The sequence below is a fragment of the Hyphomicrobium sp. CS1BSMeth3 genome, assembly GCF_900117415.1.
Lineage (GTDB): Bacteria > Pseudomonadota > Alphaproteobacteria > Rhizobiales > Hyphomicrobiaceae.
The window spans coordinates 454,071-477,712 of the sequence record NZ_FPEI01000004.1; the positions used below are offsets into that span (position 1 = coordinate 454,071).

Genomic DNA, 23,642 nt, shown 5'->3' on the forward strand with positions numbered 1-23,642 from the left:
TACTTGCGCTCATATCGGCGTAAAGACGGGAACACTTCGACCGGTCTCGGCTCTTCTGAATGCCACCTTGACTGGTTGTCCCACATGGATGCTGTCGAACTCGGCGTCGACGATATTGGTCATCATGGCAGGCCCCTCCGCCAATTGCACATAGGCGAGGACGTAGGGTTGTTCAGCCTTGCGCATCACGCTGAACGAATACACCACGCCATGGCCGGATGCAGGCACCCAGTCTACGCTCTGGCTCTTGCACAGCGGACAAAACGGCCGAGGGTACCAATGTACGCGCTCGCAGGAATTGCAGCGCGGCAACAGGAACTGCCCGTGCGCAGCCGCAGCCCAAAAGGGACGGGTTTGCGGATGATTGGCTACGTAAGGATCGCTCTCGAAATCAAGTGTTGCTTCGCTCATCTGCTTCGTCCCTTCGAGGCACGCCCAAATGCAACTTCCTAGCCTCGACTCACTGCGATCTTCCGACGGTGCTATCCGATCTGCCGATCCGATTGCGTCCAGTATTGCGCGCGAAGTGCCTTCTTGTCGGGCTTACCAAGGCCCGTCAACGGAAGCGACGTGAGGAACTCGACCGTCTTGGGAGCATAGACGGGTCCCTTCTTTTCTCTCACCCATTGGATGAGCTCATCGGGTGTCGCGACGGCGTTCGTCCGTAGCACGACCAGCGCCTTCACCGCCTCACCCCATTTGGGATCCGGGATGCCGATGACGGCCGCCGTCATGACCGCAGCGTGCTGCGTCAGGGCGTCCTCCACCTCGCGCGGATACACGTTGAAACCGCCGGAGATGATCATATCCTTGCTGCGATCGACAATGAATATGAACCCTTCATCGTCCATGCGTGCAAGATCGCCCGTGTGCAGCCATCCCATGCGCCAGAGCTGCTCGTTCTCCTCGGGCCGTTTCCAATAGCCTTCGGAGACCAGGTTGCCGCGGATGCAGATCTCGCCGATCTCTCCGCGCGGAACCTCGACGCCATCCTCGTTCAGCAGCTTGATCTGCGTTCCGATCGTGGCGCGACCGCACGCGCCCAGTCGATCCGGCTTGCCGAGATCGTGCTCGCCGCGCGCCAGAATTGTGGCCACCATCGGTGCCTCGGCTTGGCCGTAGTACTGAAGAAAGACCTTTCCAAATCGTTCGATCCCCTCGCCGAGGCGCGCGGGAGACATCGGTGCGGCGCCATACAGCATGACTTCGAGGCTCGAGGTGTCGAAATCTCTCAGATTTGGGAGGTCGAGGATCACGTAGAGCATCGTTGGAATGAGCGATGCCATCGTGATGTGGTGCTTCTCGATGTCGGCGAGGAAGCCCGCGGGATCAAATCCGTCCACGATGTAGAAGGCGCCACCTACAAACAGCGTCGGATAGAATGTGGCTCCGGCGGCGTGAGTGACAGGAGTGACCGCGAGCATGCGGACCTCGCTCGGCCACTCCCAATGCATAACGCTAATCTTTATTTGCTCGAGACGTGTTCGCGACCTGACGATCACACCCTTTGATCGGCCTGTCGTCCCACCGGTATAACTGATCTGAACGATATCGTCCGGTTTGGCCTCGACAATAAGCCTCTGGGGTTCAAAGCGCTGAGCGAGTTCGTTGAGCGATGCGAACTGCGGATCTGGATCATAGGACAGCACTGCCTTTAGGTTCGGCGCCCTCTTCGAAAGCGCCTCCGCGCGCTGTGCGTATCGCCTTTCATCAGCGATCAGCACTGTCGCCTCACAATCCTGCAAGACGAAAGCATGATCGTCTTCCGACCCCTTCGGATGCAGTAGCGTGATGCGGACACCAAGTATTGCGCAGGCGATATTCACCAGAAGAATGTCCGGGCGATTGGACGAAATCTGCGTGAGCGCATCGCCTCTGTTCAGGCCAAGGGACTTTAGGGCTTGGCAGTAGCGGCTAACCCGCCGCTCCATCTCCCGATACGTGATCTCCTCGCCCTCGCATACGATGGCGATCCGATCGGCATACCGCTCAATGATCTGAACCAGCGCCTCGCCAAACGGGGCAGCCTCATAGATATCCTTCATCGCATCTCTCGCTGGTGGCGGCTCCGGCAAGCTGGTTCTCTGTGGTAGCCGCAATCATGAAGCGGTTCTCGTCGGCGCCCAGGACAATGCCCTGGGCGCCCACTTCTGTGTGGTCCAAGGGGCAACGACCAGGAAGCGACTACTTGGCCCGCAGCTCCTTCATGGCCTCGGCGAAAGCGGCGAGGCCAGCTTTCGCAGGCTTGCCGCGACTTTCCACGCCCTTGGCCCACTCCTCGCTCACATTTGCAAGACGCTCCTTGAGTTTCGCCCTCTCTTCGTCGTTGAAACTGATCTTCTTGATGCCGAGCTCCTGGAACTTGGCGTACGACTTGGCGACATCGGCATCGGTCATTTCGCAGCCACGCCGGGTGGCTGCCTCGCCGACTTCATCCAGGGCAGCTCTTACGCCCTCGGGAAGGGAACGCCACTTGGCTTCACTTATGACGTAGGCATTCGAGGCGCTGCCAAAGTTCAGCCCTTCGGTGTAGAATTTGATGTGCGCCTGAAGGTCGTACGACAGCACGGTCGGCACGGGGAAGAGAAGCCCGTCGACGGTGCCACGCGACAGTGCCTCGTAGGTTTCGGTGGTCGACGTGCGCACGGGTACGGCGCCGAGCTTCTGCACAACAATGGACAGGAGCCCCGGCGGCGAGCGGAGCTTCATTCCCGATAGATCAGAGAGGGCGCGAATTTCGCGCTTTCCGCTATAGAGCTGATAGGGCGGATTCACGTAGGCGAGTACCAGCCGCACGCCATTGGCGGCAAACTCATGCTTCTCAAGAAAACCGCTCCTACCCAGCTTTAGATACGTGAGTGTGGCCTCACACGAGGTGGTAAACGTGTCGGGTTGCTCCACGATGGCCGACAGCGAGAGCTTTTGCGAGATGATGGCCGGCGTGACGAGCCCGATGTCGGTAACGCCATTCTGGACCAACGTGAGCATGTCTGCGGCTTTGCCGAGCTGCTCCGAGGGGTAGTAGTCGAAGGTCACTTGCCCGCCCGTTCGCTTTGTCACTTCCTCCATGAAGAAGCGTGTTGCGAAGTTCGCGAGAAAATGAGTTGGCGGTAGGTTGTCCGCAAGCCTGAGTTTAATCGATTGCGCCGACGCTGGCGCTACCGACGCCGCGATCAGCACCCCAACCATCAACGCCCTGGGCCACTTGGCTGGCATTTCTTCTCCTCCTTCGGATTTCTCTGCTTCGCCCGTCAGTTTCCAAGTTCTGTCTTCTTCGCGTGCTTCGACAACATCCAGTTGGCGTGCGGAGCCGCGAGGCACATCACATTCGGCTCGGCAGCCAAAGCACGATCTCGGGCCAGATCGTAAAGATGACCATCACGCCGATGATGAGGAATATGTACGGAAACACGCCGGCGAAGATTTCGTGCACCGGGCGATTTGCATACTTCGCGACGATGTAGACGTTGATCCCCGTCGGCGGCGTCAAGATGCCGAGCTGAGCCATCATGATCATCATGATGCCGTACCAGACGGGGTCGTAGCCCAGGCGGATGATCACCGGGAGCACGATGGGTACGGTGAGAATGATCATCGCTATGGTGTCGAGGAACGTGCCGAGCACGAGATAGAAGAGGCCAAGGGCCGACAAGATGACATATGGCGAGGAATGGAGAGCCAGGATCCACTCGCCGAGTGCCTGCGTGGTGCGCGTCAACGTGAAGAACTGAGAGAAGATATAGCTGCCGAGGAGCATGAAACCGATCATGCAGCTCGTCTGCGTCGCCTTCGTGAGCGCCGTGACAATAATGCTGAACGTGAGCCTGCGCTTCAACACCGCGATAATCATCGCCCCTATCGCGCCGACCGCTGAAACCTCTGTGGGTGTAGCGATCCCCGTGTAGAGACAGCCGGTGATCAGCGCGAACAAGGACATGATCGGCCCGGTCGACTTAAGGACGCGAATTTTCTCGCTGAATGAATACGGCTGTCCGGGTGGAACTCTCTGCGGTCTCAGAATGGCTATGGTCATGATGTAGCCGACGAGGACCATCGCCACGACAATGCCCGGGATCACACCGGCAATCAGCAGCTTGCCGATACTGACGTCAGCGACGAGACCAAAGAAGACAAGGGCTATGCTCGGCGGTATGAGCATGTCGAGGGTGCCAGTGACGACAACTATGCCTCCGGCAAATTTTGGCGAGTAACCTCTGTCGACCATCGCTGGAAGGCTGGTCGAGGAGAGAGTGACGGCCGCGGCGGTGGTTGAACCGGAAATGGCTCCGAACAAGGAGCCGCCGAGCACGGTTGCAACACCGAGACCGCCGGGCAGACGACCTACCCATACTGTTGCCGCATCGAAGAGATCATCCGCGATGCGCGAGACGATGATGAACTCGGCCATCAGAATGAACATCGGGACGGCCAGTAGCTCGTAGTTCGAGCCGGCCGAAAGCGTCGTCGTTCCGATCAGGCCGATGACGAGCGTGGAGCCCCCTATCAGATACAGTCCGGCCGCGCTCGCGATAATCAAAGCGAACGCGATCGGCGACCCAAGCGCCAGAAGCGCAAGCAGGAGAACGCAGGCTGCAAGCGCTATCATATGCCGTCATCCTGCGGTTCAGCATTCTCAGCCGCAAGGTCCGCGGCCTTGCCGAGTACCAGCTCAATGGTTCGGATGACGACACGAATGCAGAGGATGCCAATGCCGATTGGGACGAGAATATTGGATAGCCACACCGGCCAATCCACCGCACCCGAGAAGATGTCGTTTTCGTTATAGGCTCGCACGGTCGTCAGCAGACCTGTGATGCCCATCGTCAGCAGCACCGGCAATACCATCAAGTTGACGGCCGCCTCCGAGAGCATCCGCATTCTCGGCGTCATCAACCGGCAGAAGAAGTCGACTGAGATATGCCCGCCCGCCTTGAACGTGCTCGACACGGCGAGGAAAAAGGCGGCAACCATGAGGTAGCGGGAAATGAGCTCATAGCTCAGCTCGATCGGCGCGTTGAATACGTACCGCATGAATACGTCGCTACCGACGACCAGCATGATGACGAAGATGGCGAAGGCAGCGCAGAGCATTGCGCCTCTCTCGACCACATCGAAAATGTGAAGCGCACGATCAAGCACGGCTCTATCTTCCACCCTCATTCGCAGCCCTGTCGCAGGATCGCGACTTCTTCCGTAACCCCTGGAGCCTGGTGAGCCTTAGGCGAGAGACGCCGACGTGCTGAATGTGAGATCGCTATTCGTGCTGCTTGGCCAATGTAGTTGGCCAGACACGACTCGCACGCGCCATCAGACGGCAGTGGCCTGCCGCGAGACCTCGGTGCTCGTCGCTATGGTGATCTCGCCGAGCGTGATCGGGCCGGCCTCAGGACAACCACTGGATCAATCCGATATCCAGAGGCCTGGAAGCCTCAGCAGCAGCCCCGGCGTCCGCTAGGACTGGCTGCTGGTACGGGGCTATCGTGGTTTGCCAGCCCCGACGTCATGCCAAGCATCCTGTGTCCTCCCATCAAGTGCGCGGCCTAAGCATGTGCAGCGCCTGTCGATTATTGCGTCCTAAACGAAGACGTCGACTAGGGGAAACTTGAGGGTAAAGGCTGTCGAATTGCAAGTTCCAAACCCTTAGGGAACAATAACCTTTTGGAATGGGCTCGAGGCGAGAACTACCCGGTCGGGGGGAGCTGGCTACGTAGTCCTGCCTACCGGACAGGCCAGAATGAACCTGAGACAGCTCGAAGTCTTCAATGCGGTCATGCAGGCCGGCTCGATCACCGGAGCTGCTCATATGCTGAACCTGTCGCAGCCAGCCGTAAGCAAGCTTTTGCAGAGGACGGAGGATCAGCTTCGCATGCCGCTTTTCAAGCGGATCGGCGGGCGTTTGCGGCCCACGCCCGAAGCCCTTGCGCTCGTGCCCGAGGTTGAGCGTGTCTTCAGTCGTTTGCGGGCGATACGGCAGCTCTCGTCCGATCTGAGGCGCAACGTATGGGGGCGCATCTCGTTGGCCGCGTCGGTATCTTTGGCTGCGACCGTAGTCTCCCCGGCCATTGCGAGCTTTCGGAAAGTTCAGCCGGACATATCATTCTCTGTTCATACACTACCGAACCAAAGCATCGTTACTTCGGTCGTCGAGGGCGAGGTTGAGATTGGCTTGGTCGCCGCGCCATTCACTCATGCGCTCACAACCTTCCAGGAGATAGGAAAGGCCGAGCTGGTCTGCGTCATGCCGAGAGATCACGCGCTCGCAGATGCCGAGGTTATTACGCCCGCCTTACTGAGAGGGCATCCGCTAATTGCAGGGTACGGAAGCCACGGCCTCGGGGTTCTGCTTGAAAAGGCCTTCGGCTCCGAGGGGGAGCTTCTCGACGTACCTATGCAGGTTACGAACTCCACACTCGCGTGCGCGCTTGTAACGCGTGGTGCAGGCCTTGCTCTGACGGATCCATTCACAGCAATGCAATATTTTCCCGAGCTCGCGGTCAGAAAGTTTCATCCGCAGATCCCCCTGAACCCGCGTGTCATCTATCGTGTCGATCGGCCGCTCTCGCAGGTGGCGCTTGCATTCATTGAGGTACTGAAGAAGGAAACGACCGCCATTCAGGGCAGCGTAAGCGAAGATGCGAGTTGACAGGAGATAAGTCTTCTCCCCCGCCCCGTCGGCCGAGAGGCGACCCAGCAGTACGCGGCCCAACTCTACGTTCACGCCTCCGATAGCGGGAGAAAAGTGCCGTCCACGGGGGCTCACTCGAGACAGGCAGGGGTGACGTGGCGTCCCTGTGTGCATTATCAACCATCTGGTGTGCAAGTTTGCGCATAGATCAGACAGCCTTCCTACGGAATGATCCCCTCATAGAACACTTCAAAAACGCGAGCTGTGGGGATGAAACAAGAGGAGGCGCACGTCGGCGCGCTGAGCACGTTCGACGCGGGGGTGATGCGCATCGTGCAGGTCGGTCGCTGGCAGGTCGGCATCCTGCGCGGGGCCGACGATGTCGTTCACGCCGTGCTGAACATCTGCCCGCACAAGGGTGCGCCAGTATGCAGGGGCACCGTTGGGGGGACAATGCTCCCGAGTGCTCCCGGTGAACTCATCTTTGCCAACGACGGCAAAGTCCTCAAATGCCCGTGGCATGGCTATGAGTTCGATATCGAAACGGGCACGAGCCTGTTCGGGATCACGCGTGGAAAATTGCGCAAATTTCCCACCGAAGTTCGCGACGGGGAAGTCTACGTGAAGATCTAGCCGTGCCTGGATCGCAAGCTGACAGCAAGGGGCAGGAAAATGATCGCTGACACACTGGCGGCTGAGCGCCCGGCATCCTCCAAAGGCGATCGCCTGGGGATCATCGACTGCGACATCCACCCGATCGTGAAGGGTGGGATGAAATCGCTCTATCCGTACATGCCGCTAAGCTGGCAGAAGCGCCTCAAGCAGAAGTCGGCCGAGGTCGTCACAGTGGCGCCGCTGACGCTGCGCTTCGAGCACCCTAATGGCTCGGCCCTCAGAAGCGACGCCAAGACTCCCGATGGAGGCCCTGGCGGCTCGGACCCAGCCTATATCAAGTCGGATTTTCTCGATCCCAACGGCGTCGAGATCGGCGTCCTCAATTGCCTGCAGCCCGGCGCCATGGCGGCGGCCCTTGCAGGTCCTGAGGAGAGCGCGGTGCTCTGCTCGGCTTTCAATGACTTCTTTCTCGACAACTGGAAGCTGACCGGCAACGGGCCGCTACGGCTCGCGATCTCTGTCCCCGTGCAGAACCCCGAGGCCGGCGCTGCGGAGATCCGCCGCCTCGCCTCCAATCCGGCGGTCGCCGCGGTGTCTCTCCCCATGCTCAACATCCGCATGGGCAACCGGCACTACGACCCGATCTATGCGGAAGCGCATCGCCAGGGCCTGCCGATCATGAACCACCTAACAGGCGCCGACAGCGTTTACTACGGCGCCCCACACACCGCCGTCGGTTGGCCGGAGAGCTACATCGAGCGCTACGTCTCTCTCTCGCAGATCGGCGAGGCGAGCCTCACCAGCCTCGTGTTCAATGGCACATTCGAGAAATTTCCCGGACTCAAGTTCCTCTACGTCGAGTATGGCTTCAACTGGCTCCTCCCACTGCTCTGGCGCATGGACCGCACATGGCGAAGCCTGCGCCACGAGACCCCGTGGGTGAAGAAATCACCGATCGACTACATCCACGACAATGTCCGGCTCTCGACGCAGCCGCTCGACGAGCCCCAGCGCACCGAGGATCTGCACACGCTGGTCAAGCTCCTTGGATACGACCTGCTCATGTTCAGCTCTGACTACCCCCACTGGGACAACGACATGCCAGCGCAGAGCCTTGCCTTCCTGCCCGAGGAAGCGCGCCGCATGATCTTCCGCGAGAATGCCCTCAAAGTGATGCGCCTGTAGGCGCGAAGAATTGCAACAAGATAACAACGAAAAACATGGAGCCGAAGGCTCCAGGACAGGGTGGAGGAAACGATGAAGATTGCCTTCAGTGCAGCGGCGATTGCCGTTGCAGGCGGACTTTCGATCGCGCCAGCGCAGGCGCAGTCCAAAATCGAAATCATCATGACGAACGAGGTTGCATCGACGCACTGGAAAACGTCGGAGATGAACCAGTACGCCGAGATGCTGGCAAAGAAATCGAACGGCCGCATCACCGCGAAGGTCTTCCCGGCATCGCAGCTCTACAATGATCGTGACGCCGTCGGCGCACTCGGCACGGGCGCCGTGCACATCACGTGGCCGGCGAGCGTCAATCTCGAAGCGATTGACCAGCGCGTCGGCCTGCTCATTCTTCCCTTCGCCCTCAGCGACGAGCTGATGATGAAGCCGGCCTTTGCCAAGGACGTGACCAAGCTCGTCTCGTCCTTCACGGAGCCGAAGAACATCGAGGTGCTGGCCCTCCTGCGCACGACGGATCTCTTCTTCCTGTTCAAGGAACGGCCGATCCGCAAGCTCTCCGACCTCAAGGGCCAGAAGGTGCGCGTCACCGGCGGCCGCATCCAGTCGGACATCATCCGCTCTTATGGCGGCAGCCCGACATCCATCGCCGCGAGCGAAATGAGCATGGCGCTGGCAACGGGGGCGATTGACGGCATCGTGACCTCCGGCTCGGCATGGGCCCGCATTGTCGGCATCTCGGCCAAGCAGGCGAGCCTCGTTCCCGGGCTTGGCCTTCTGACCTATGCCGTTGCGGTCGACAAGAAGTGGCTCGATGGTCTCAGTGCCGAGGACCAGAAGATCATTCGCGAGACCATGGCGGAGTTCGCGTCCACCCAATGGGCGCAGGCCATCAAGAAGGATCGCGAAGAAATCGAGGTCATGACCAAGCAGGGCGGCACCTTCTGGGCGGCCAACGCCGAGGAAGCCGCGCCTTTCCGCAAGGCCGTCGAAAGCGTCGTCAAGGGATTTGAGGGACGTTTCCCCGACGCCATGAAGGCCTACAGCGAGATCGTCAAGCGTCATGGCGGTTGATCCCGCCAAAGGGGTGGTGCCGTCTTCGCCGCCCCCAGCAAGCCGCTTCTTCCGGGCTTGGGAATGGTTCGAGGACAAGGTCGTCCTCAACCTCGGCGTCCTGTGCTTCGTCGTGGCGATGTCGCTTATGCTCTTCGAGGCCTGCCTCCGCATCACGATCGGCGCGAGCTACCACGGGGCCGAAGAGTTGGTTCGCTACGCGATAGTGTGGGCCTTCTTCCTCTGCCTCGCGCTGTCGGCTCGGCGCGGCTTCCACATCCGTGCGGACTTCGTGCACCGTAAGCTGCCGCCCCGCATCCAGCATTTCTGCGACGTGATCTCGGCCATCTGCGGCGTGCTGTTCGCGGGCTTCCTCTGTTACGCGGGCACCCTGCAGACGATGCAGCTCTATCGGAATGGCATGCTTACTGAGTCGGAGTTGGATCTGGAGATGTGGCGCATCCAGATCATGTTGCCGATCGGCGCGGCCATGCTCCTGATCTTCTATCTCGGCGCACTCTGGCGCGGCCTGACCCGTCGAACTGTCTTCGCGGAAGCGATCGAGATCGAATAGCCAATGACCCTGATCGTTGCCGTCATTCTTTTGATGCTGGTACTCTTCACGATCGGCGTGCACATGGCCGTCGCCATGGCCGTGAGCGGGGCGCTACTCGTGCTTTTCGCCTCGGGCGTACCGCTGCACACCATCGCTCAGAACGCCTTCACCTCCGTCGACAGCTTCGCTCTTGTCGCCATTCCGTTCTTCATCTGGACGGGCGACCTCATGATGCGCGGTCGAATTGCGACCGTGATCGTGGAGCTGATCGGCACGGTTGTCCGCGCGGTTCGGGGCGGTCTCGCTGTCACTGTTCTCCTAGCGTGCGTGTTCTTTGCCGCAATCAGCGGTTCCTCCGTCGCGACGGCCGCTGCCGTCGGCGCTTCATCTGTCGAGAGCCTGAAGAAGGAAGGCTATCCGGCGCAGTTCGCGGCAGCCTTGGCAGCGGTGGGCGGCACGCTCGGCGTGATGATCCCGCCTTCTCTCTCTTTCATCGTCATCGGCGCCGTGGTCGGCCTGCCTGTCGATAAACTCTTCCTGGCCGGCATCATTCCGGGATTGCTCGAAGCCTTCCTTCTGATCGTCACCGCCTATGTGATCTCGCAGCGGCGCGGCTACGGCGTGGTGTCGCAGCGTCCCGACTTCTGCGGCTTTGCGCGCCGCTTGCCAGCAGCAGTACCGGCGCTCGTCATGCCGATCATCATCCTGGGCTCGATCTATGGCGGCTTCCTCACGCCGACCGAGGTTTCGGCCATAGCGCTCGTCTACGCAATCGTCCTCGGCCTCCTCGTCTATCGCAGCGCCACATTCGTCGATGTCTGGCGCTCGGGACAGAATGCCGTCATGCAGAGCTGCATGATCTTTCTGGTGATCATCGGCGGCAACATCCTGAGCTTCATGCTCGCACGCCTCGGAATTGCCGCGGACATCGCGACCTTTTTCCGCGAGTCAGGGATGACCAAGGCGCAGTTCCTGTTCATGGTGAACGTGCTGCTCTTCATCCTCGGCGGGCCGCTCGAAGGCATCTCGATGATCGTCCTCACTGCGCCGATCATCTTCCCGATCGGCATGGCACTGGGCGTCGATCCCATCCACCTCGCCGTGATCTACGTCGCCAACGTCGAGATCGCGACGCTGACGCCGCCCATCGGCCTCAACTTGTTCGTCATGGCGGGCATCGCGAAGATGCCCGTTGGGGAGGTCATTCGAGGCGTGACACCCTTCTGGTTCGCGCGCCTGTTCGCCCTCATGCTCATCACGTACATCCCCGAGATAAGCCTGTTCCTGGTCCGCTAGGCAGACCGGCATCCTTGGTGACCTGAAAGCCAGAGCAGAGCCGTGCAGCCCTAACAGCCGCGCACTCTAGTTCGCAACGGCTGAGGGCAGAAAGAGCGCTCGCTCGGCGTTGACCTCACGGTAGATGAAATCTGCAACTGTCCTCACGCGAGAAAGCCTGCGCAGATCCGCATGCGTGATCAGCCAGAATGTGTTGTGCAAGACGACTTTGTCCGCGAGTACACGTCGGAGTAGCGGCTCAGGATCCGCCATGAAGCACGGCAGAACGCCAAGGCCGAAACCGCTGACAATAGCCTTGAGCTGCGCGATAGGATTCGAGCTCTTGAGAGACGGCCGTATAGCGGGATCAACCCGTGGAATGTAGTTGAGCTCCTTGGCATAGATCAGTTCATCGACGTAGCTGACGAATGGATGGCAGCGGAGATCCTCGACCTTCACTACCGCCTTACTCCGATCGAGATACTCTCCCGACGCATAGACTCCGAGCTCGTATTCCATGAGCTTGCGCGAGTAGAGCCGGCCTTCCTCTGGCTGTGCCAGTCCAATTGCGAGATCAGCCTCGCGTCGCGACAAGCTGAAGATCCGAGGCATTGCGAGAAGCTGAATCTCGAGGCTCGGATGCAGGTTGCTGAGCTTGCCCAACCGCGGTGCTATGAAGTACGCGCCGAAGCCATCCGTCGCGCCAATACGCACCAGGCCGGACATCGGACGATTGATTTCCTCGATAATAGCTTGTGCTGAGATTGCGACCGCTTCCATGCGTTCGGCGTGCTGCAGCAGCGCATGTCCGAGTGGGGCTAGTGTGTAGCCGGTTGTATGGCGATCAAATAGCTTAGCAACCAGACTCTCTTCCAACCCGCGTATGCGGCGCCCCACAGTCGTGTGATCTGTGCGGAGGCGACGCGCAGCGCCGGTAAGTGTTCCTTCCCGCGCGACTGCAAGAAAGAAGCGTAGATCGTCCCACCCAAATCCGTGCACGACTAGCCTCCAGGGGTCCAAGCAGCAGCTTACTTCGAATGTCTTGAGCCACCCTCCGACGGCACTGTACACCGCATGGAGCATCAATCGGCTAGGCGCCCTGTCGGAATGCTCCTGATCAAATCTCCGACGATCGTCTCGATCACCCGTGGCCATCTCAAGGGGGAGAAGAGAAGGTGCGAGGCACTATTGAACTTGTGCCACACTAAGGTAGCCCTATAAAAGTCGGCAACTACATGTGAGCGCCCGCATCACCTTCTACTCAAAACGATAGGCAGCAGCAGGAGCTGCTTGCCGAAGCGGGAACTGCATCGAGAAATCTGCGCCACCAACCAGGCGATTTTTGACCTTTATTGTCCCACCATGCGCTTGGACAATGCGCTTCACGATCGACAACCCGAGGCCGGCTGCGCCAATGCGACGGTCTCGCCGCCAGAACCGTTCGAAGATGATCTCGCGTTCTTCGGCAGGAACGCCTGGGCCACGATCGAGCACGCTTATCAGGCCATCCGCCGTTACCATGATCTCAACTGTCGACCCCTCACTCGTATGATTAAGGGCGTTCTCGACAAGATTTCGGACCGCCCGACGCAGCATCTCCGCATTTCCTTGGATGATAACGGGATCTTCAGTGCCGATGACCGCAACCCTCTTACCCCTCGAAATGGCGAGCGGCGCGATGAAACTTGCGATATCGACACATACGCCGCGGAGGTCGACATTTTCGATCGGATATATGCTGATCGTCTCCAACTCGGCAGCGTCGAGTAGCTGATTGACAACGCGCGTCATGCCGGCGACGTCCTCGGACAACGCCTGAGCGACCTCCCTGTCCGGAAGTGTCTCTATTCGGGTGCGAAGAACTGCGAGCGGCGTTCGTAGTTCGTGCGCAGCGTCCGCAGCGAACTCGCGCTGCGCTCGAAAACCGCGCTCAAGTCTGTCGAGAGCGTGATTGACGGCGACGACCAGGGGCAGGATCTCATTGGGGATGTCATTGATTGGCAACCTGACGTCGATGCGCATGGGGCTTATGCCTCGAGCTCGCTCGGAGGCGTGCAGCAGCGGACGCATCGCGCGACGGAAGATCGCAATATCGATCGCCAGCAGCAGGAGCAGGGTCGGGATCGTTATCCAGCGCACGCGATGAAAATAGTTCGCGACCACGTCGTCCAGCAGGACATCCCGATGAGACAAATCTTCCGCTACCTGTATCCAAACCGTCTTGTTATCGATGCTGTGCTTCAGGGTTGCGCCCAAAATCATTCGACTGCCGCGCTGCACCGGCGTCTCAAAAAAGGTGATAGGGGCGGAGGCATCGCTGATCGGGTAGAGTGGTGAGTGCTCCGATCTCGACGACAACACCACGTTCATCGAACCGTCCAGCACTACGTACGAATAGCGCCCATACGCCTGAGAATATTGGTCGCGCAGGCTCGCCGGGAGTTCGATCGTCCAAGTGCCCGCTGGCGAAACCTTCAGGTACCGCGCGAGGCGCACGGCTTGCTCCCGCATCGCCCCCTGCTGCAATCGTTCGACATCGGCATCCAAGGACCAGTAGAGAGCGAGTGGAAGAAGAATGGCCGTGACGAGGAGTGCCACGGCGTGCAGAAAAATGATGCGCATCATGATGGAGTGGAAGCGGGGCATTCTAATCGTCTCCGGTCATGATGTAGCCGACACCACGCACGGTGCTGATCTTCACCAGAGCGCCGATATCGGCGAGCTGCTTTCGCAGACGATGCACATAGACCTCAACGGCGTTTGACCCGACGTCGCCTTCCAGGCCGAAGATCTGATCTTCCAAGTGCTTCTTGGAAACGACGCTTCCCTTGCGCCTCAGCAGCAGTTCCAAAACCACCAATTCGCGCGCAGATAGGATCCGCGGCTTGCCGTCCACAAACATCTGGTGGCTTTCAGTATCGAAGACGATGTTCGAAAGCTGCAAGGCTTTCCCCAGAAGTTGTCCAGGGCGCCGCAGGAGCGCTTCGAGGCGCGCCACCAATTCCTCGAACGAGAACGGTTTGACGAGATAATCATCGGCTCCAGCCCGTAGACCGATGACCCTGTCGTTCACGCCGCCGCGTGCTGTCAGCACCAGGACCGGAATCGGATCCTTGCGCGCTCTCAGCTCGCGTAGGATCGCCAGCCCGTCGCCGTCAGGCAAGCCGAGATCGAGTATGAGCGCAGCATAGCGCGTTACGGCCAGCGCTTCCCGCGCGGCAATGGCACTGTTGAGATGGTCGGTATCGAAGCTCGCCGACTTCAGACCTCTAGTGAGAAGCAGAGCAAGCTCCGGGTTGTCTTCTACGACCAACACCCTCATTTCCGACCCTCCTGCGAACCGCGCGGACATAGCGCAAAAGTCCCGTGCGTGTCATCCGCAGTGATTTTGATCTGTAATGCTCGTGTAAGCTTTCGAAGCCGCGCAGATTAGTATCGCGCGTAAGGCAGGTGTAATTTGCTTGATTTATAAGTTCGGCGAAGAATCGCTTTTGCGTGATCTAAATTTTGTCGCGAGAGAGCGCTGCGCTCGTGAATTCAAACGACGTACACGCATTTGGGGAAGGCGGAGGAATGCCTGGGATTAGTCAGCCAATGTTTCGAGTCTATGCAGCGGTACCCGGCCAAGATGGACGGGAGGAACTGCTCGACATTGGCCTCGCTCAATTTCACGGTGACTACAAGGGATTGAACATTTCCCTCCAAGCTCTGCCGCTGGGGGGAAAGCTCGTTCTGCGCGAAGTGGGAGACCAGCAGTCCCTGCTTTTTCGCTGCGACGAATTTGACAGTGCCACGGGCAAGCCGCTTTCCCTCAGGCAGCGCATGGACGCCTATGAGAGCGCCGTAATCAAGCAATGTCTGTGCGATGCCGGTGGGCGCGTCAGCACGGTAATGAAATGGCTCGGCATTCCACGGAGAACCCTGAGCGACAAGATCGCTCGTTTCGGAATTGATCGTAAGGCTTGCCTCGATCGTACAAGCCGCACGACTGGTTCGGATGGATATCAGAATGCCTTCGGCGACTTGCACACGATCGCCGGACTCGGCTGCACATCGCCAGCAACAGATACAGCGCCCCTGAATACCTGCGTACGCACTCAAGGTAACAGAGCATGAGCTATTTCATCACGGCTCGCGGGTGCGGGCGCGCAGCCCGGCTGGCGATCGGGCTGGCCGTCCTCAGTTCGGTGTCGGGCGCCGTCTACCTTACTTTGAAGCCCGGTGACGCCAGCACGCCAACAGTCACGACCAACGAGGCAAAAGGCGAGAATGGTTTCTTCCGCCCAACTTCAGCGCAATGGGGTGCACTGTCGGTCGAGCCGGTACAGCTCATGCCGTTCCGATCGGAAATCTCTACCGAAGGTAAAATTGCGATCGACGACGACCGGGCCACCCGAATTTATTCGCGATATGCGGGCCGCATCATAAATCTCGCTGTTGGAATTGGCGATACTGTCGAGAAAGGCCAGCTCCTATTTGTGATCGAGGCGACGGACTCAATCGAAACTCAAAAAGACTTCATCTCCGCACTGGGCGATCTCAACAAAGCCCGCTCCCATGTCAACCTGACGACGATAGTCGAGCGCCGACTCGGCAATCTCTACAAAGACAAGGCAATGTCCTTGAAGGATTGGGAGGAGGCGCAAGCCAACCTGACGGCAGCAAAGAACGACCTGCGAACGGCAGAGATTGCGCTGCAGGCCGCACGCAACCGCCTGCGCCTTCTCGGCAAGACCAACACTGAAGTCGAGACCTTCGAGAACACGGGGGTCATCACACCGGATGCGCCGGTCTATTCGCCGATCGCAGGAACAGTGCTGCAGCGCCGGATTGGGCCCGGTCAGTATGTCGACGCTGGAGCAAGCGACTCCGCGCCGCCCATCCTGATCGGCGATGTCTCAAAGGTGTGGCTCGTCGCCTACGTTCGCGAAGCCGATGCCGATCGCGTCAAGCTCAATCAGGCGCTCGCGTTCTCGGTGCTCACGCTGCCCGGAGAAGTGTTTGAGGCACGTTTGAACTTCGTTGCATCGTCACTTGATTCAGCCAGCCGTCGCCTGCTGGTCCGCGCCACCGTGGACAATCCCAATGGCCGCCTCAAGCCCGATATGTTCGCGAGCACTCGCATCACGATCGATGAAACGCCTGCCTCGCCCGCGGTTCCGCGCAGCGCGATCATCTATGAGGGCGATGCCGCGCGCGTGTGGATCTCACGCGAGGATGGCACCATCGAACTGCGCCACATCAAGATCGGCGTGAGCAACGGCGACTTCGTCCAGGTGACGAGAGGTATTTCCGCGGGCGAGAAGGTCATAACCCGCGGCAGCCTCTTTATCGACCGCGCCGCGGCGCTCGGCAGCTAGCCCCATTGTCCCGCGCCAGCTTCCCTGGTCGCCAGAAAGCGTTGAGATAATGCGCGCCCTCATCGATGCCGTTCTGAGACTGCGAGCGCTTGTCGTCGTCCTGTTTGGGATGATGCTCCTTGTCGGCGGCATAACGTTCGGCCGATTGAATATCGAGGCCTATCCCGATCCGGTGCCGCCGCTGGTTCAGATCATCACGCAGAATCCGGGCCAGTCGGCCGAGGACATCGAGCGCTACATCACGGTCCCGATCGAGACCGGGGTAATGACGGCTCAGCATCTGACGTCCGTGCGCTCGATCTCGCTCTTCGGCCTGTCGGATATCCGGCTGCAGTTCACCTACGACTTCACCTACGACGAGGCCCTGCAGCGCGTGCTCAATCTGCTCGGGCAACTGCCGGCGCTGCAGAATGACGCCAAGCCGGAGATATCGCCCTGGAGCCCGATCGGCGAGGTCTATCGCTACCAACTCGTCGGCCCGCCAGGCTACAGCGTGATGGATCTCCGCACTTTGCAGGACTGGGTCGTTGCGCGCCGCTTCCGCGCCATACCGGGTGTTCTCGACGTGTCGAGCTGGGGCGGCAAGACCAAGACCTTCGAGGCTCAGATCGACTTGAACAAGTTGACGGCCTACGGCCTCACCTTGCCCGAGGTCGTCGAGACGCTCAAGAAGAGCAACGTCAACGTCGGTGGGCAAACCGTCAACGTCGGCATGCAATCAGCAGTCGTGCGCGGCGTCGGTCTCATTCAGACCATCGACGACATCCGCAATACCATGCTGAGCCAGTCCGGCGCGAACCCCGTGCGTATTCGCGATATAGCCGAGGTGACCGTCTCCCATCTGCCTCGTCTCGGCATCGCCGGTCGGGACAGCGTCGACGATATCGTGCAGGGCACGGTGCTGATGCGGCGCGGCGAGCAAAGCACGCCAGTGATCCAGCGCGTGAAGGCAGAGGTGGAGCGGATAAACAATTCCGACCTTCTGCCGCCCGGCGTGCATGTCGTCCGCATCTACGATCGTAGTGAACTGATCAGCGTCACGACGCGCACCGTTATGTTCAATGTTCTGTTCGGTATCGCGCTTGTCTTCTTCGTGCAGTGGATATTCCTGGGCGACCTGCGGAGCGCAGTCGTAGTCGCCTCAGCCATTCCATTCGCGTTCTCGTTCGCCATCATGATTATGATCTTGCGAGGCGAGTCCGCGAATCTGCTGTCGATCGGGGCCATCGACTTCGGATTGATCATCGATGCCACGGTCATCATGGTCGAGAATATCTTCCGACATCTGGCCAACGCAGCACACCGACGAGAACTTCAGGGAGACACGTCGGCGTCTTCTGAAACACAGTTGTCGATCATCTTACGCGCCGCAACGGAGGTCAGCAGGCCGATTCTGTTCTCTGCAGCCATCATCGTGGCGGGCTTTCTGCCGCTGTTCACGTTGAGCGGCGTCGAAGGCCATATCTTCGGTCCGATGGCGAAGACCTACGCCTACGCGCTTGCCGGCGGCCTGATCGCGACATTCACGATAGCACCGGCGCTCAGTGCCTTCCTGCTATCCATGGATGCCGCTCACTCTGAGACCATCGTCGTGCGCCTCATGCGCCGCACGTATCTGCCCGTGCTCCGAAGTGCACTGCGGAACCGTTTGAAGACGATAGGGATCGCGTTGGCCATTGCCGTGCTGTCGATCGTTGGCGGCCGTTCGCTCGGCTTGGAGTTTCTGCCGACACTCGAGGAGGGCAATCTTTGGCTGCGGGCGACGATGCCGTCGTCGATCTCGCTGGAAGCTGGCAACGAGTCGGTCAACCGCATCCGGAACTACCTCTCGCAGCTACCCGAGGTGGAAACGGTCGTTTCCCAACAGGGACGCACGGACGATGGCACCGATTCAAACGGCTTCTTCAATGCCGAATTCAATGTGCCGCTCGCCCCCAAAGCGAAGTGGCGCCGCGGAATGGACAAGCCAGTGTTGATCCGCGAGCTCAGCGAGCACCTGAGAGCGAAGTTCCCTGGTATCGAGTTCAATTTCTCGCAGTATCTGCAGGACAACGTGGCCGAAGCCATCTCCGGAGTGAAGGGCGACAACACCGTCAAGGTGTACGGCCATGACCTCAACACGCTGAAAGACATTGCCGAAAAGATCAAAGCTGCCATGAGCACGGTGCCGGGTATCACCGACCTCAGTGTCTACACGATGCTTGGTCAGCCGACAGTCACCATCGAGATCGATCGCTTCGCTGCCGGGCGCTATGGCCTCGCGCCTGGCGACATCAATACGGCCATTCACGCCGCTATCGGCGGCGAGGAAGCCGGAAATCTCTACGAGCCGTCGAGCGATCGCTTCTTCCCGATCGTTGTCCGCCTCGCACCCAAGTACCGCACGAACATCGAGGCGATCAATCAACTGACGATCGGCGTGAAGAACGAGGAGAGCGGCCAGCTCATGCAGGTGCCGCTGCGCGAGGTCGCGAAGGTGAGCCTCGTATCCGGGCCGTCCTTCATCTATCGCGAGCAACAGCAGCGCTACATCCCGATCAAATTCAGCGTGCGCGATCGCGATCTCGGCAGTGCAATCTACGAGGCACAGCAACGGGTCGCGGAACTGACGATTCCCCACGGCTATCGCCTGGAATGGGCGGGGCAATTCAGCAATCTGAAGGATGCTATCGAGCGGCTGCAAATTATCGTGCCGATCACGCTGCTCCTGATCGCGATGTTGCTATTCGCGAACTTCTCCTCGCTGACGGACACGCTGTTGTGCCTGAGCGTGATCCCGATGGCGATGGTGGGCGGTATCCTGACGCTGCTGATCACAGGAACCCCATTCAGCATCTCGGCAGCCGTTGGCTTCATCGCTCTGTTCGGCATCTCGGTCATGGAGGGCATCATCCTGCTCTCGCAGTACAACCAATTGATCGAGCGAGGCGTTGAGCGGTCTGCGGCCATCTACGAAGCTTGCGAGGTGCGATTCCGCCCCGTGATGATGACCTGCATGGCCGCCGGCGTCGGCCTGCTGCCGGCAGCGCTCTCGACAGAGATCGGCGCGCAGGTGCAGCGCCCCCTGGCGCTCGTGATCGTCGGCGGCATCATGCTCGCCCCAATACTCGTCCTCGTCGTGTTTCCTGTGCTGGTCCAACAGTTTTCGCGGCGCACTGTACCGGCTCAAAACACTGAGGGCGTTGCCGAACCGGCCGAGTAATCGGCCCTTAGGCCAAGCACGAGGCCCAAGGCGGATCCACGAAAAGCTTTGGGCCGATACCAAAACGGGGGGGCGATGATCAACGCTGGGATGAGATCGAGCGTCGTGTTGGCGGCGCTGCTCGCAGGCTGTGCCGTAGGACCTGATTTTCGGCCTCCCGATGCACCGCATGTCAGCAAGTTTCTGCCGGATCATGCCGCGGATCTGCCGAACGGCGCGAGCACTCAGGGCCACACCATTGCTCGCGGCGCCGTGGTCCCAGCCGCATGGTGGGAGCTCCTCCGCTCTCCTGCGCTCAATCAGCTCGTGCGCGACGGCATCACGCACAATCCCGAGCTCGCGGCCGCAGAGGTGGCAGTACGTGTTGCCCAGGCGAATGCGATGGCGGAACGCGGCGCGCTCTTTCCAGCCGTTGACGCAAATGCGCAGGGCACGCGGCAGCGCCCCGCGGGTCAAGTGAGCGATCCCGTTACGGGGCAAGTGTCGAAGGCGCCGCTCTACAATGTCACGACCCGCCAGGTCAGCATCTCCTACATACCGGACGTTTGGGGCGGCACGCGTCGGCTTGTCGAGGCTGCGGACGCAGAGACCGAAGCGCAGATGTTCCAGCGTGAAGCGGTCTATCTGACTCTTGCCTCGAACATCGCGCTCGCGGCCATCGAGGAGGCACGCCTGCGTGGGCAAATAACAACGACCCAGAACGTCATTCGCGTACAGAGCCGGTTTCTCGATATTCTGCGGCGTCAGCATGAACAGGGGCTGATCCCGTTGCCGGACGTGGCAACCCAGGAGACCGCGGTTGCTCAAGCGCGGATGTTGCTGCCGCCGCTGCAGAAGGAGCTGGCACAGCAGCGCAATCTGCTCGCAGTGCTGACCGGCCGCTTTCCAAGTGAATTGGACAAACCCTACTTCCGGTTGGGCGACTTCCAATTGCTCCGCCAGCTACCTCTGAGCCTTCCCGCTGAACTTGTGCGGCAGCGCCCCGATGTCCGCACAGCCGAGGCGAAAGTGCGAGCGGCAAATGCCCAGATCGGCGCGGCATTGGCAGCGCGATTGCCGCAAATCACTCTCTCCGGCGATATTGGAAGAACGCGCTCGAACATACCGGATCTGTCACCGAGCGGGGTTTTCTGGATGGTCGCGGGAAATGTGGGCCAGAAGGTATTCGATGCAGGAACGTTGTATTTCAAGCAACAGGCGGCCGAGGAGGCGACCAATCAAGCCGTCGCCGAGTACCGCAGTGTCGTACTCGCAGCATTCCAAAATGTCGGAGACGTGCTGCGCGCATTGCAGGCTGACGCCGCTACGCTGCGGGCCGCCGAGGCCGCCGAGCGTAGTGCGGCACGCAACATCGATCTTATCCGGCGGCAGTTCGAGCAAGGCGAAGTCAGCGTGCCCATCCTACTCGCAGCCCAGGACGCCTATCTGCACACCTCCCTTGCGCGCAACGATGCGCAGGCCGCGCGCCTGGCCGATGCGGTCGCCCTCTTTCAGGCATTGGGGGCGGCTGGTGGAACAGAGGCGAGACGGTGACTGCAGACGCAGGACGATCATAGGCGAAGGGATGCGCGCTCCGCCAAACACGATGATGGTCGAGCGTATTCCCCAGTCGCGCAGCAGGAATTCGGTCCTCGACGGCGAGCAGCGTGCTTCGCGAACCGTTCCGGGTTGTCGGTTGGCTCATATGAGTTTCATCCATCTCCGGCGCGGGATTATCCGCGCGGGTTGTATCTTCTCGCGCAACGCTACGCGGAAACTACCGCAAGATCAGAGGCCGCGTGTCATCTCGCGGACTGTATACCTTGAGCCCTCTCTCCGTGCACCCGTTGGCGGGGGCGGTACATACGACACCGGTCTGCTGCGTGAGATGGCTCTGCGTAAAAGTCTATTATTGAGAAGTCGCGAATTGTGATGGGCCGACTGCCAAGGACGACTGTATCCTAGACGTCTCATATTCCGATCGGCAGCACGCTCCATGAGCAGAATATCGCCACCACCTCGTGAGGCCGTGGTTGAGGTCCGCATCCGAGAGCTCGGTCAGATCTTCAACTCTCTCGATCCCTCACCCTTCACGGAACGCGACCTTGACGATGAAGCCGAGGCCTACATTGTCGGCTGGGCTCGAGAAGTCGACACCGGCGCGCCCTTCCGTATAGTCGTGCACCTGCCGGAAGGGGAGGTTCGAAGTGCCCGGGAGCGCGGCCTGGAATCCGCCATCGGCAACTACTTCACCTATCGCGCCGGCATGCTGGAGCGCGACATGCGCGATTTGCTCCGCGTCGGGCGCTGGTCTCTTGGCATGGGTATTGCCGTTCTTGCGGTATGCATGGGCTTGAGCCAGACCCTGCGTACAGCCTTTCCACATTCGGCATTGAGCCAATTGCTTGCCGAAGGCATCATTATTTTTGGATGGGTCGCCAATTGGCGCCCGGCCGAGATCTTCCTCTACGACATCTGGGCCATCAGGCGTCGCGTGGATCTCTACCATCGACTCGCCAAAGCCCAGATCGAGCTCAAGTCGTTCTGAATGCGGGGCAGCCTGCTGCGGCGGATGATCCTCGCTTGTCAGTCTTGGACTTGTGGCTGAAGTCGACGATCGTGGTCCACGAGATGGTCATGACATTGTTTCTCTCTCCGTCGAACGTCGCGACGAGAACCACCGGGCCCGGCTCAATAAGGGTAAACACTTCATTCAGCCTCAAACGGCGCATGCCGCTGGCCACGTGCCTCCTTTGCATCACCCCGCGTGGCCTGCTATCGGGCGCTGCGATCACTAGATTGCAACCTCACGCCTTAAAGCCAAACTACTAACTAGGCGACTGAAGCGAGGTGGGGACCTATGTCGTATGCGCAAACAACGCTAGCACACGTGGCGCTAGCGACATGCAGTCTACTGTTCTGGACGAGCGCAAGCGCCGCGCAGCCAACGTTGGAATTGACCCGGGAGCGCTCGCAGAGGTCACCGAGACGCTTGCAGCATTTCTGATGCCGAATGCCGATGCGGCGCGCCGCCTGTGAATTCACCATCGGGCGCCGTCAGCTCGCCGCACTCGTTCGCTGCTTGTCTCAATATCAGAGATGGTCGCACAGCGAAATCAGTGCCAGTTGACGACCTCAGCTTCATCGACGAAACGGTCGAGACCGATATTGTAATTCGGGGATCAGCTTGATACACGGCACCACATGAAGAGCATGAGCCCGCGCAAGACATGACCGACACTCTCCATTGCCCGAAATGCCAGTCCTCCTACGCGTACGAAAACAGCGGACTGTTTTGCTGCCCTGAGTGTGGCCACGAATGGTCGGATATGGAGAGCGGCGAGGAAGGCAGGGCCGAAGAACGACTCGTGCGCGACGCGCACGGTACCGTTCTCAGAGACGGCGATACCGTGACAGTTATCAAGGATTTGAAGATCAAAGGATCTTCAAGCGTGGTCAAAGTGGGAACCAAAGTCAGGAACATTCGCCTCGTCGACGGCGATCACGACATCGATTGCAAGATCCCCGGAATTGGCTCCATGGGCTTGAAGTCCGAGTTCGTTAGAAAAGTCTCCGACTGAGAGAACACCCCTTCTCCTGGATCGGCGAAAGGCGCAAATTCCAACTTTGATCATCGGCCCTGGCTCCGATCCGAAGACCATGCCGCCTTTCTCTGCCCTTTCGCAGATCCAGTGCATTGACGAAAAATCCCACTAGCGGAAGTCGGACGCTACGGAGTCGGCGACGCGTACTCCATCAAACGTTACGTCCGCTTGATGAAGCGTCGCGTCGAGC

General features: G+C 59.8%; 21 protein-coding genes. 13 read left to right on the forward strand and 8 right to left on the reverse strand.

The window, feature by feature from the left end:
• Positions 1–9: 9 nt before the first annotated feature.
• The 5 genes from CS1BSM3_RS06395 to CS1BSM3_RS06415 form a co-directional block, all read right to left on the reverse strand.
• Positions 10–411: a Zn-ribbon domain-containing OB-fold protein gene (locus CS1BSM3_RS06395; RefSeq protein ID WP_072386178.1), complete on the reverse strand. Its 402-nt coding sequence runs from the start codon at positions 409–411 to the stop codon at positions 10–12.
• Positions 412–482: 71 nt separating this feature from the next.
• A complete protein-coding gene (locus CS1BSM3_RS06400) occupies positions 483–2,045 on the reverse strand; it encodes an AMP-binding protein (RefSeq protein WP_072386179.1) in 1,563 nt (520 codons plus the stop codon).
• 139 nt (positions 2,046–2,184) lie between these two features.
• Entirely contained in the window at positions 2,185–3,321 is a 1,137-nt protein-coding gene (gene dctP, locus CS1BSM3_RS06405) for a TRAP transporter substrate-binding protein (RefSeq protein ID WP_143149097.1), read from the reverse strand.
• Position 3,322: 1 nt separating this feature from the next.
• Entirely contained in the window at positions 3,323–4,606 is a 1,284-nt protein-coding gene (locus CS1BSM3_RS06410) for a TRAP transporter large permease (protein ID WP_072386181.1), read from the reverse strand.
• Positions 4,603–5,139 (reverse strand): TRAP transporter small permease, encoded by a 537-nt coding sequence (locus tag CS1BSM3_RS06415; protein WP_174263634.1) that lies wholly within the window; start codon positions 5,137–5,139, stop codon positions 4,603–4,605. The genes CS1BSM3_RS06410 and CS1BSM3_RS06415 overlap by 4 nt, the downstream gene beginning before the upstream one ends.
• Before the next feature lie 595 nt (positions 5,140–5,734).
• Between CS1BSM3_RS06415 and CS1BSM3_RS06420 the strand changes: the two genes are divergently transcribed.
• The 6 genes from CS1BSM3_RS06420 to CS1BSM3_RS06445 all read left to right on the forward strand — a co-directional run bounded on the left by CS1BSM3_RS06420 (position 5,735) and on the right by CS1BSM3_RS06445 (position 11,327).
• Positions 5,735–6,643 carry a LysR family transcriptional regulator gene (locus CS1BSM3_RS06420; protein WP_072386182.1) on the forward strand — a complete coding sequence of 303 codons (909 nt, stop codon included), beginning with the start codon at positions 5,735–5,737 and terminating at the stop codon, positions 6,641–6,643.
• Between the two features lie 252 nt (positions 6,644–6,895).
• Positions 6,896–7,258 (forward strand): Rieske (2Fe-2S) protein, encoded by a 363-nt coding sequence (locus tag CS1BSM3_RS06425; protein WP_072386183.1) that lies wholly within the window; start codon positions 6,896–6,898, stop codon positions 7,256–7,258.
• Positions 7,259–7,297: 39 nt separating this feature from the next.
• The gene (locus tag CS1BSM3_RS06430) at positions 7,298–8,425 is read left to right on the forward strand and encodes an amidohydrolase family protein (RefSeq protein ID WP_072386184.1); all 1,128 of its coding nucleotides are present in this window, start codon (positions 7,298–7,300) and stop codon (positions 8,423–8,425) included.
• Between the two features lie 72 nt (positions 8,426–8,497).
• Entirely contained in the window at positions 8,498–9,496 is a 999-nt protein-coding gene (gene dctP / locus CS1BSM3_RS06435) for a TRAP transporter substrate-binding protein DctP (RefSeq protein WP_072386185.1), read from the forward strand.
• Positions 9,486–10,049, forward strand: a complete 564-nt coding sequence (locus CS1BSM3_RS06440) for a TRAP transporter small permease (protein WP_072386186.1) — start codon at positions 9,486–9,488, stop codon at positions 10,047–10,049. The genes dctP (CS1BSM3_RS06435) and CS1BSM3_RS06440 overlap by 11 nt, the downstream gene beginning before the upstream one ends.
• Positions 10,050–10,052: 3 nt before the next feature.
• Positions 10,053–11,327: a TRAP transporter large permease gene (locus CS1BSM3_RS06445; protein ID WP_072386187.1), complete on the forward strand. Its 1,275-nt coding sequence runs from the start codon at positions 10,053–10,055 to the stop codon at positions 11,325–11,327.
• A 66-nt stretch (positions 11,328–11,393) separates the two neighbouring features.
• Here CS1BSM3_RS06445 and CS1BSM3_RS06450 read toward each other — a convergent pair whose 3' ends face one another.
• The 3 genes from CS1BSM3_RS06450 to CS1BSM3_RS06460 all read right to left on the reverse strand — a co-directional run bounded on the left by CS1BSM3_RS06450 (position 11,394) and on the right by CS1BSM3_RS06460 (position 14,628).
• Positions 11,394–12,305: a LysR family transcriptional regulator gene (locus tag CS1BSM3_RS06450; RefSeq protein ID WP_072386188.1), complete on the reverse strand. Its 912-nt coding sequence runs from the start codon at positions 12,303–12,305 to the stop codon at positions 11,394–11,396.
• A gap of 258 nt (positions 12,306–12,563) precedes the next feature.
• A complete protein-coding gene (locus CS1BSM3_RS06455) occupies positions 12,564–13,952 on the reverse strand; it encodes a sensor histidine kinase (RefSeq protein ID WP_072386189.1) in 1,389 nt (462 codons plus the stop codon).
• 1 nt (position 13,953) lies between these two features.
• The gene (locus tag CS1BSM3_RS06460; protein WP_072386190.1) at positions 13,954–14,628 is read right to left on the reverse strand and encodes a response regulator transcription factor; all 675 of its coding nucleotides are present in this window, start codon (positions 14,626–14,628) and stop codon (positions 13,954–13,956) included.
• A 272-nt stretch (positions 14,629–14,900) separates the two neighbouring features.
• Here CS1BSM3_RS06460 and CS1BSM3_RS27875 point away from each other — a divergent pair, with 272 nt between their 5' ends.
• From CS1BSM3_RS27875 to CS1BSM3_RS06490, 7 genes are all read left to right on the forward strand, one after another.
• A complete protein-coding gene (locus tag CS1BSM3_RS27875) occupies positions 14,901–15,422 on the forward strand; it encodes a helix-turn-helix domain-containing protein (RefSeq protein ID WP_174263635.1) in 522 nt (173 codons plus the stop codon).
• A complete protein-coding gene (locus CS1BSM3_RS06470) occupies positions 15,419–16,666 on the forward strand; it encodes an efflux RND transporter periplasmic adaptor subunit (RefSeq protein ID WP_072386192.1) in 1,248 nt (415 codons plus the stop codon). Before CS1BSM3_RS27875 ends, CS1BSM3_RS06470 begins: the two co-directional genes overlap by 4 nt.
• 49 nt (positions 16,667–16,715) lie before the next feature.
• Positions 16,716–19,868, forward strand: coding sequence for an efflux RND transporter permease subunit (locus CS1BSM3_RS06475; RefSeq protein WP_072386193.1), 3,153 nt, complete (start codon positions 16,716–16,718; stop codon positions 19,866–19,868).
• Between the two features lie 90 nt (positions 19,869–19,958).
• Positions 19,959–21,401 (forward strand): efflux transporter outer membrane subunit, encoded by a 1,443-nt coding sequence (locus tag CS1BSM3_RS06480; protein WP_244540439.1) that lies wholly within the window; start codon positions 19,959–19,961, stop codon positions 21,399–21,401.
• 442 nt (positions 21,402–21,843) lie between these two features.
• Positions 21,844–22,395 (forward strand): hypothetical protein, encoded by a 552-nt coding sequence (locus tag CS1BSM3_RS06485; RefSeq protein ID WP_072386194.1) that lies wholly within the window; start codon positions 21,844–21,846, stop codon positions 22,393–22,395.
• Positions 22,396–22,751: 356 nt separating this feature from the next.
• Positions 22,752–22,886 (forward strand): hypothetical protein, encoded by a 135-nt coding sequence (locus CS1BSM3_RS28765; protein WP_280174725.1) that lies wholly within the window; start codon positions 22,752–22,754, stop codon positions 22,884–22,886.
• A gap of 191 nt (positions 22,887–23,077) precedes the next feature.
• A complete protein-coding gene (locus CS1BSM3_RS06490) occupies positions 23,078–23,428 on the forward strand; it encodes a zinc ribbon domain-containing protein YjdM (RefSeq protein WP_072386195.1) in 351 nt (116 codons plus the stop codon).
• Positions 23,429–23,642: the final 214 nt, after the last annotated feature.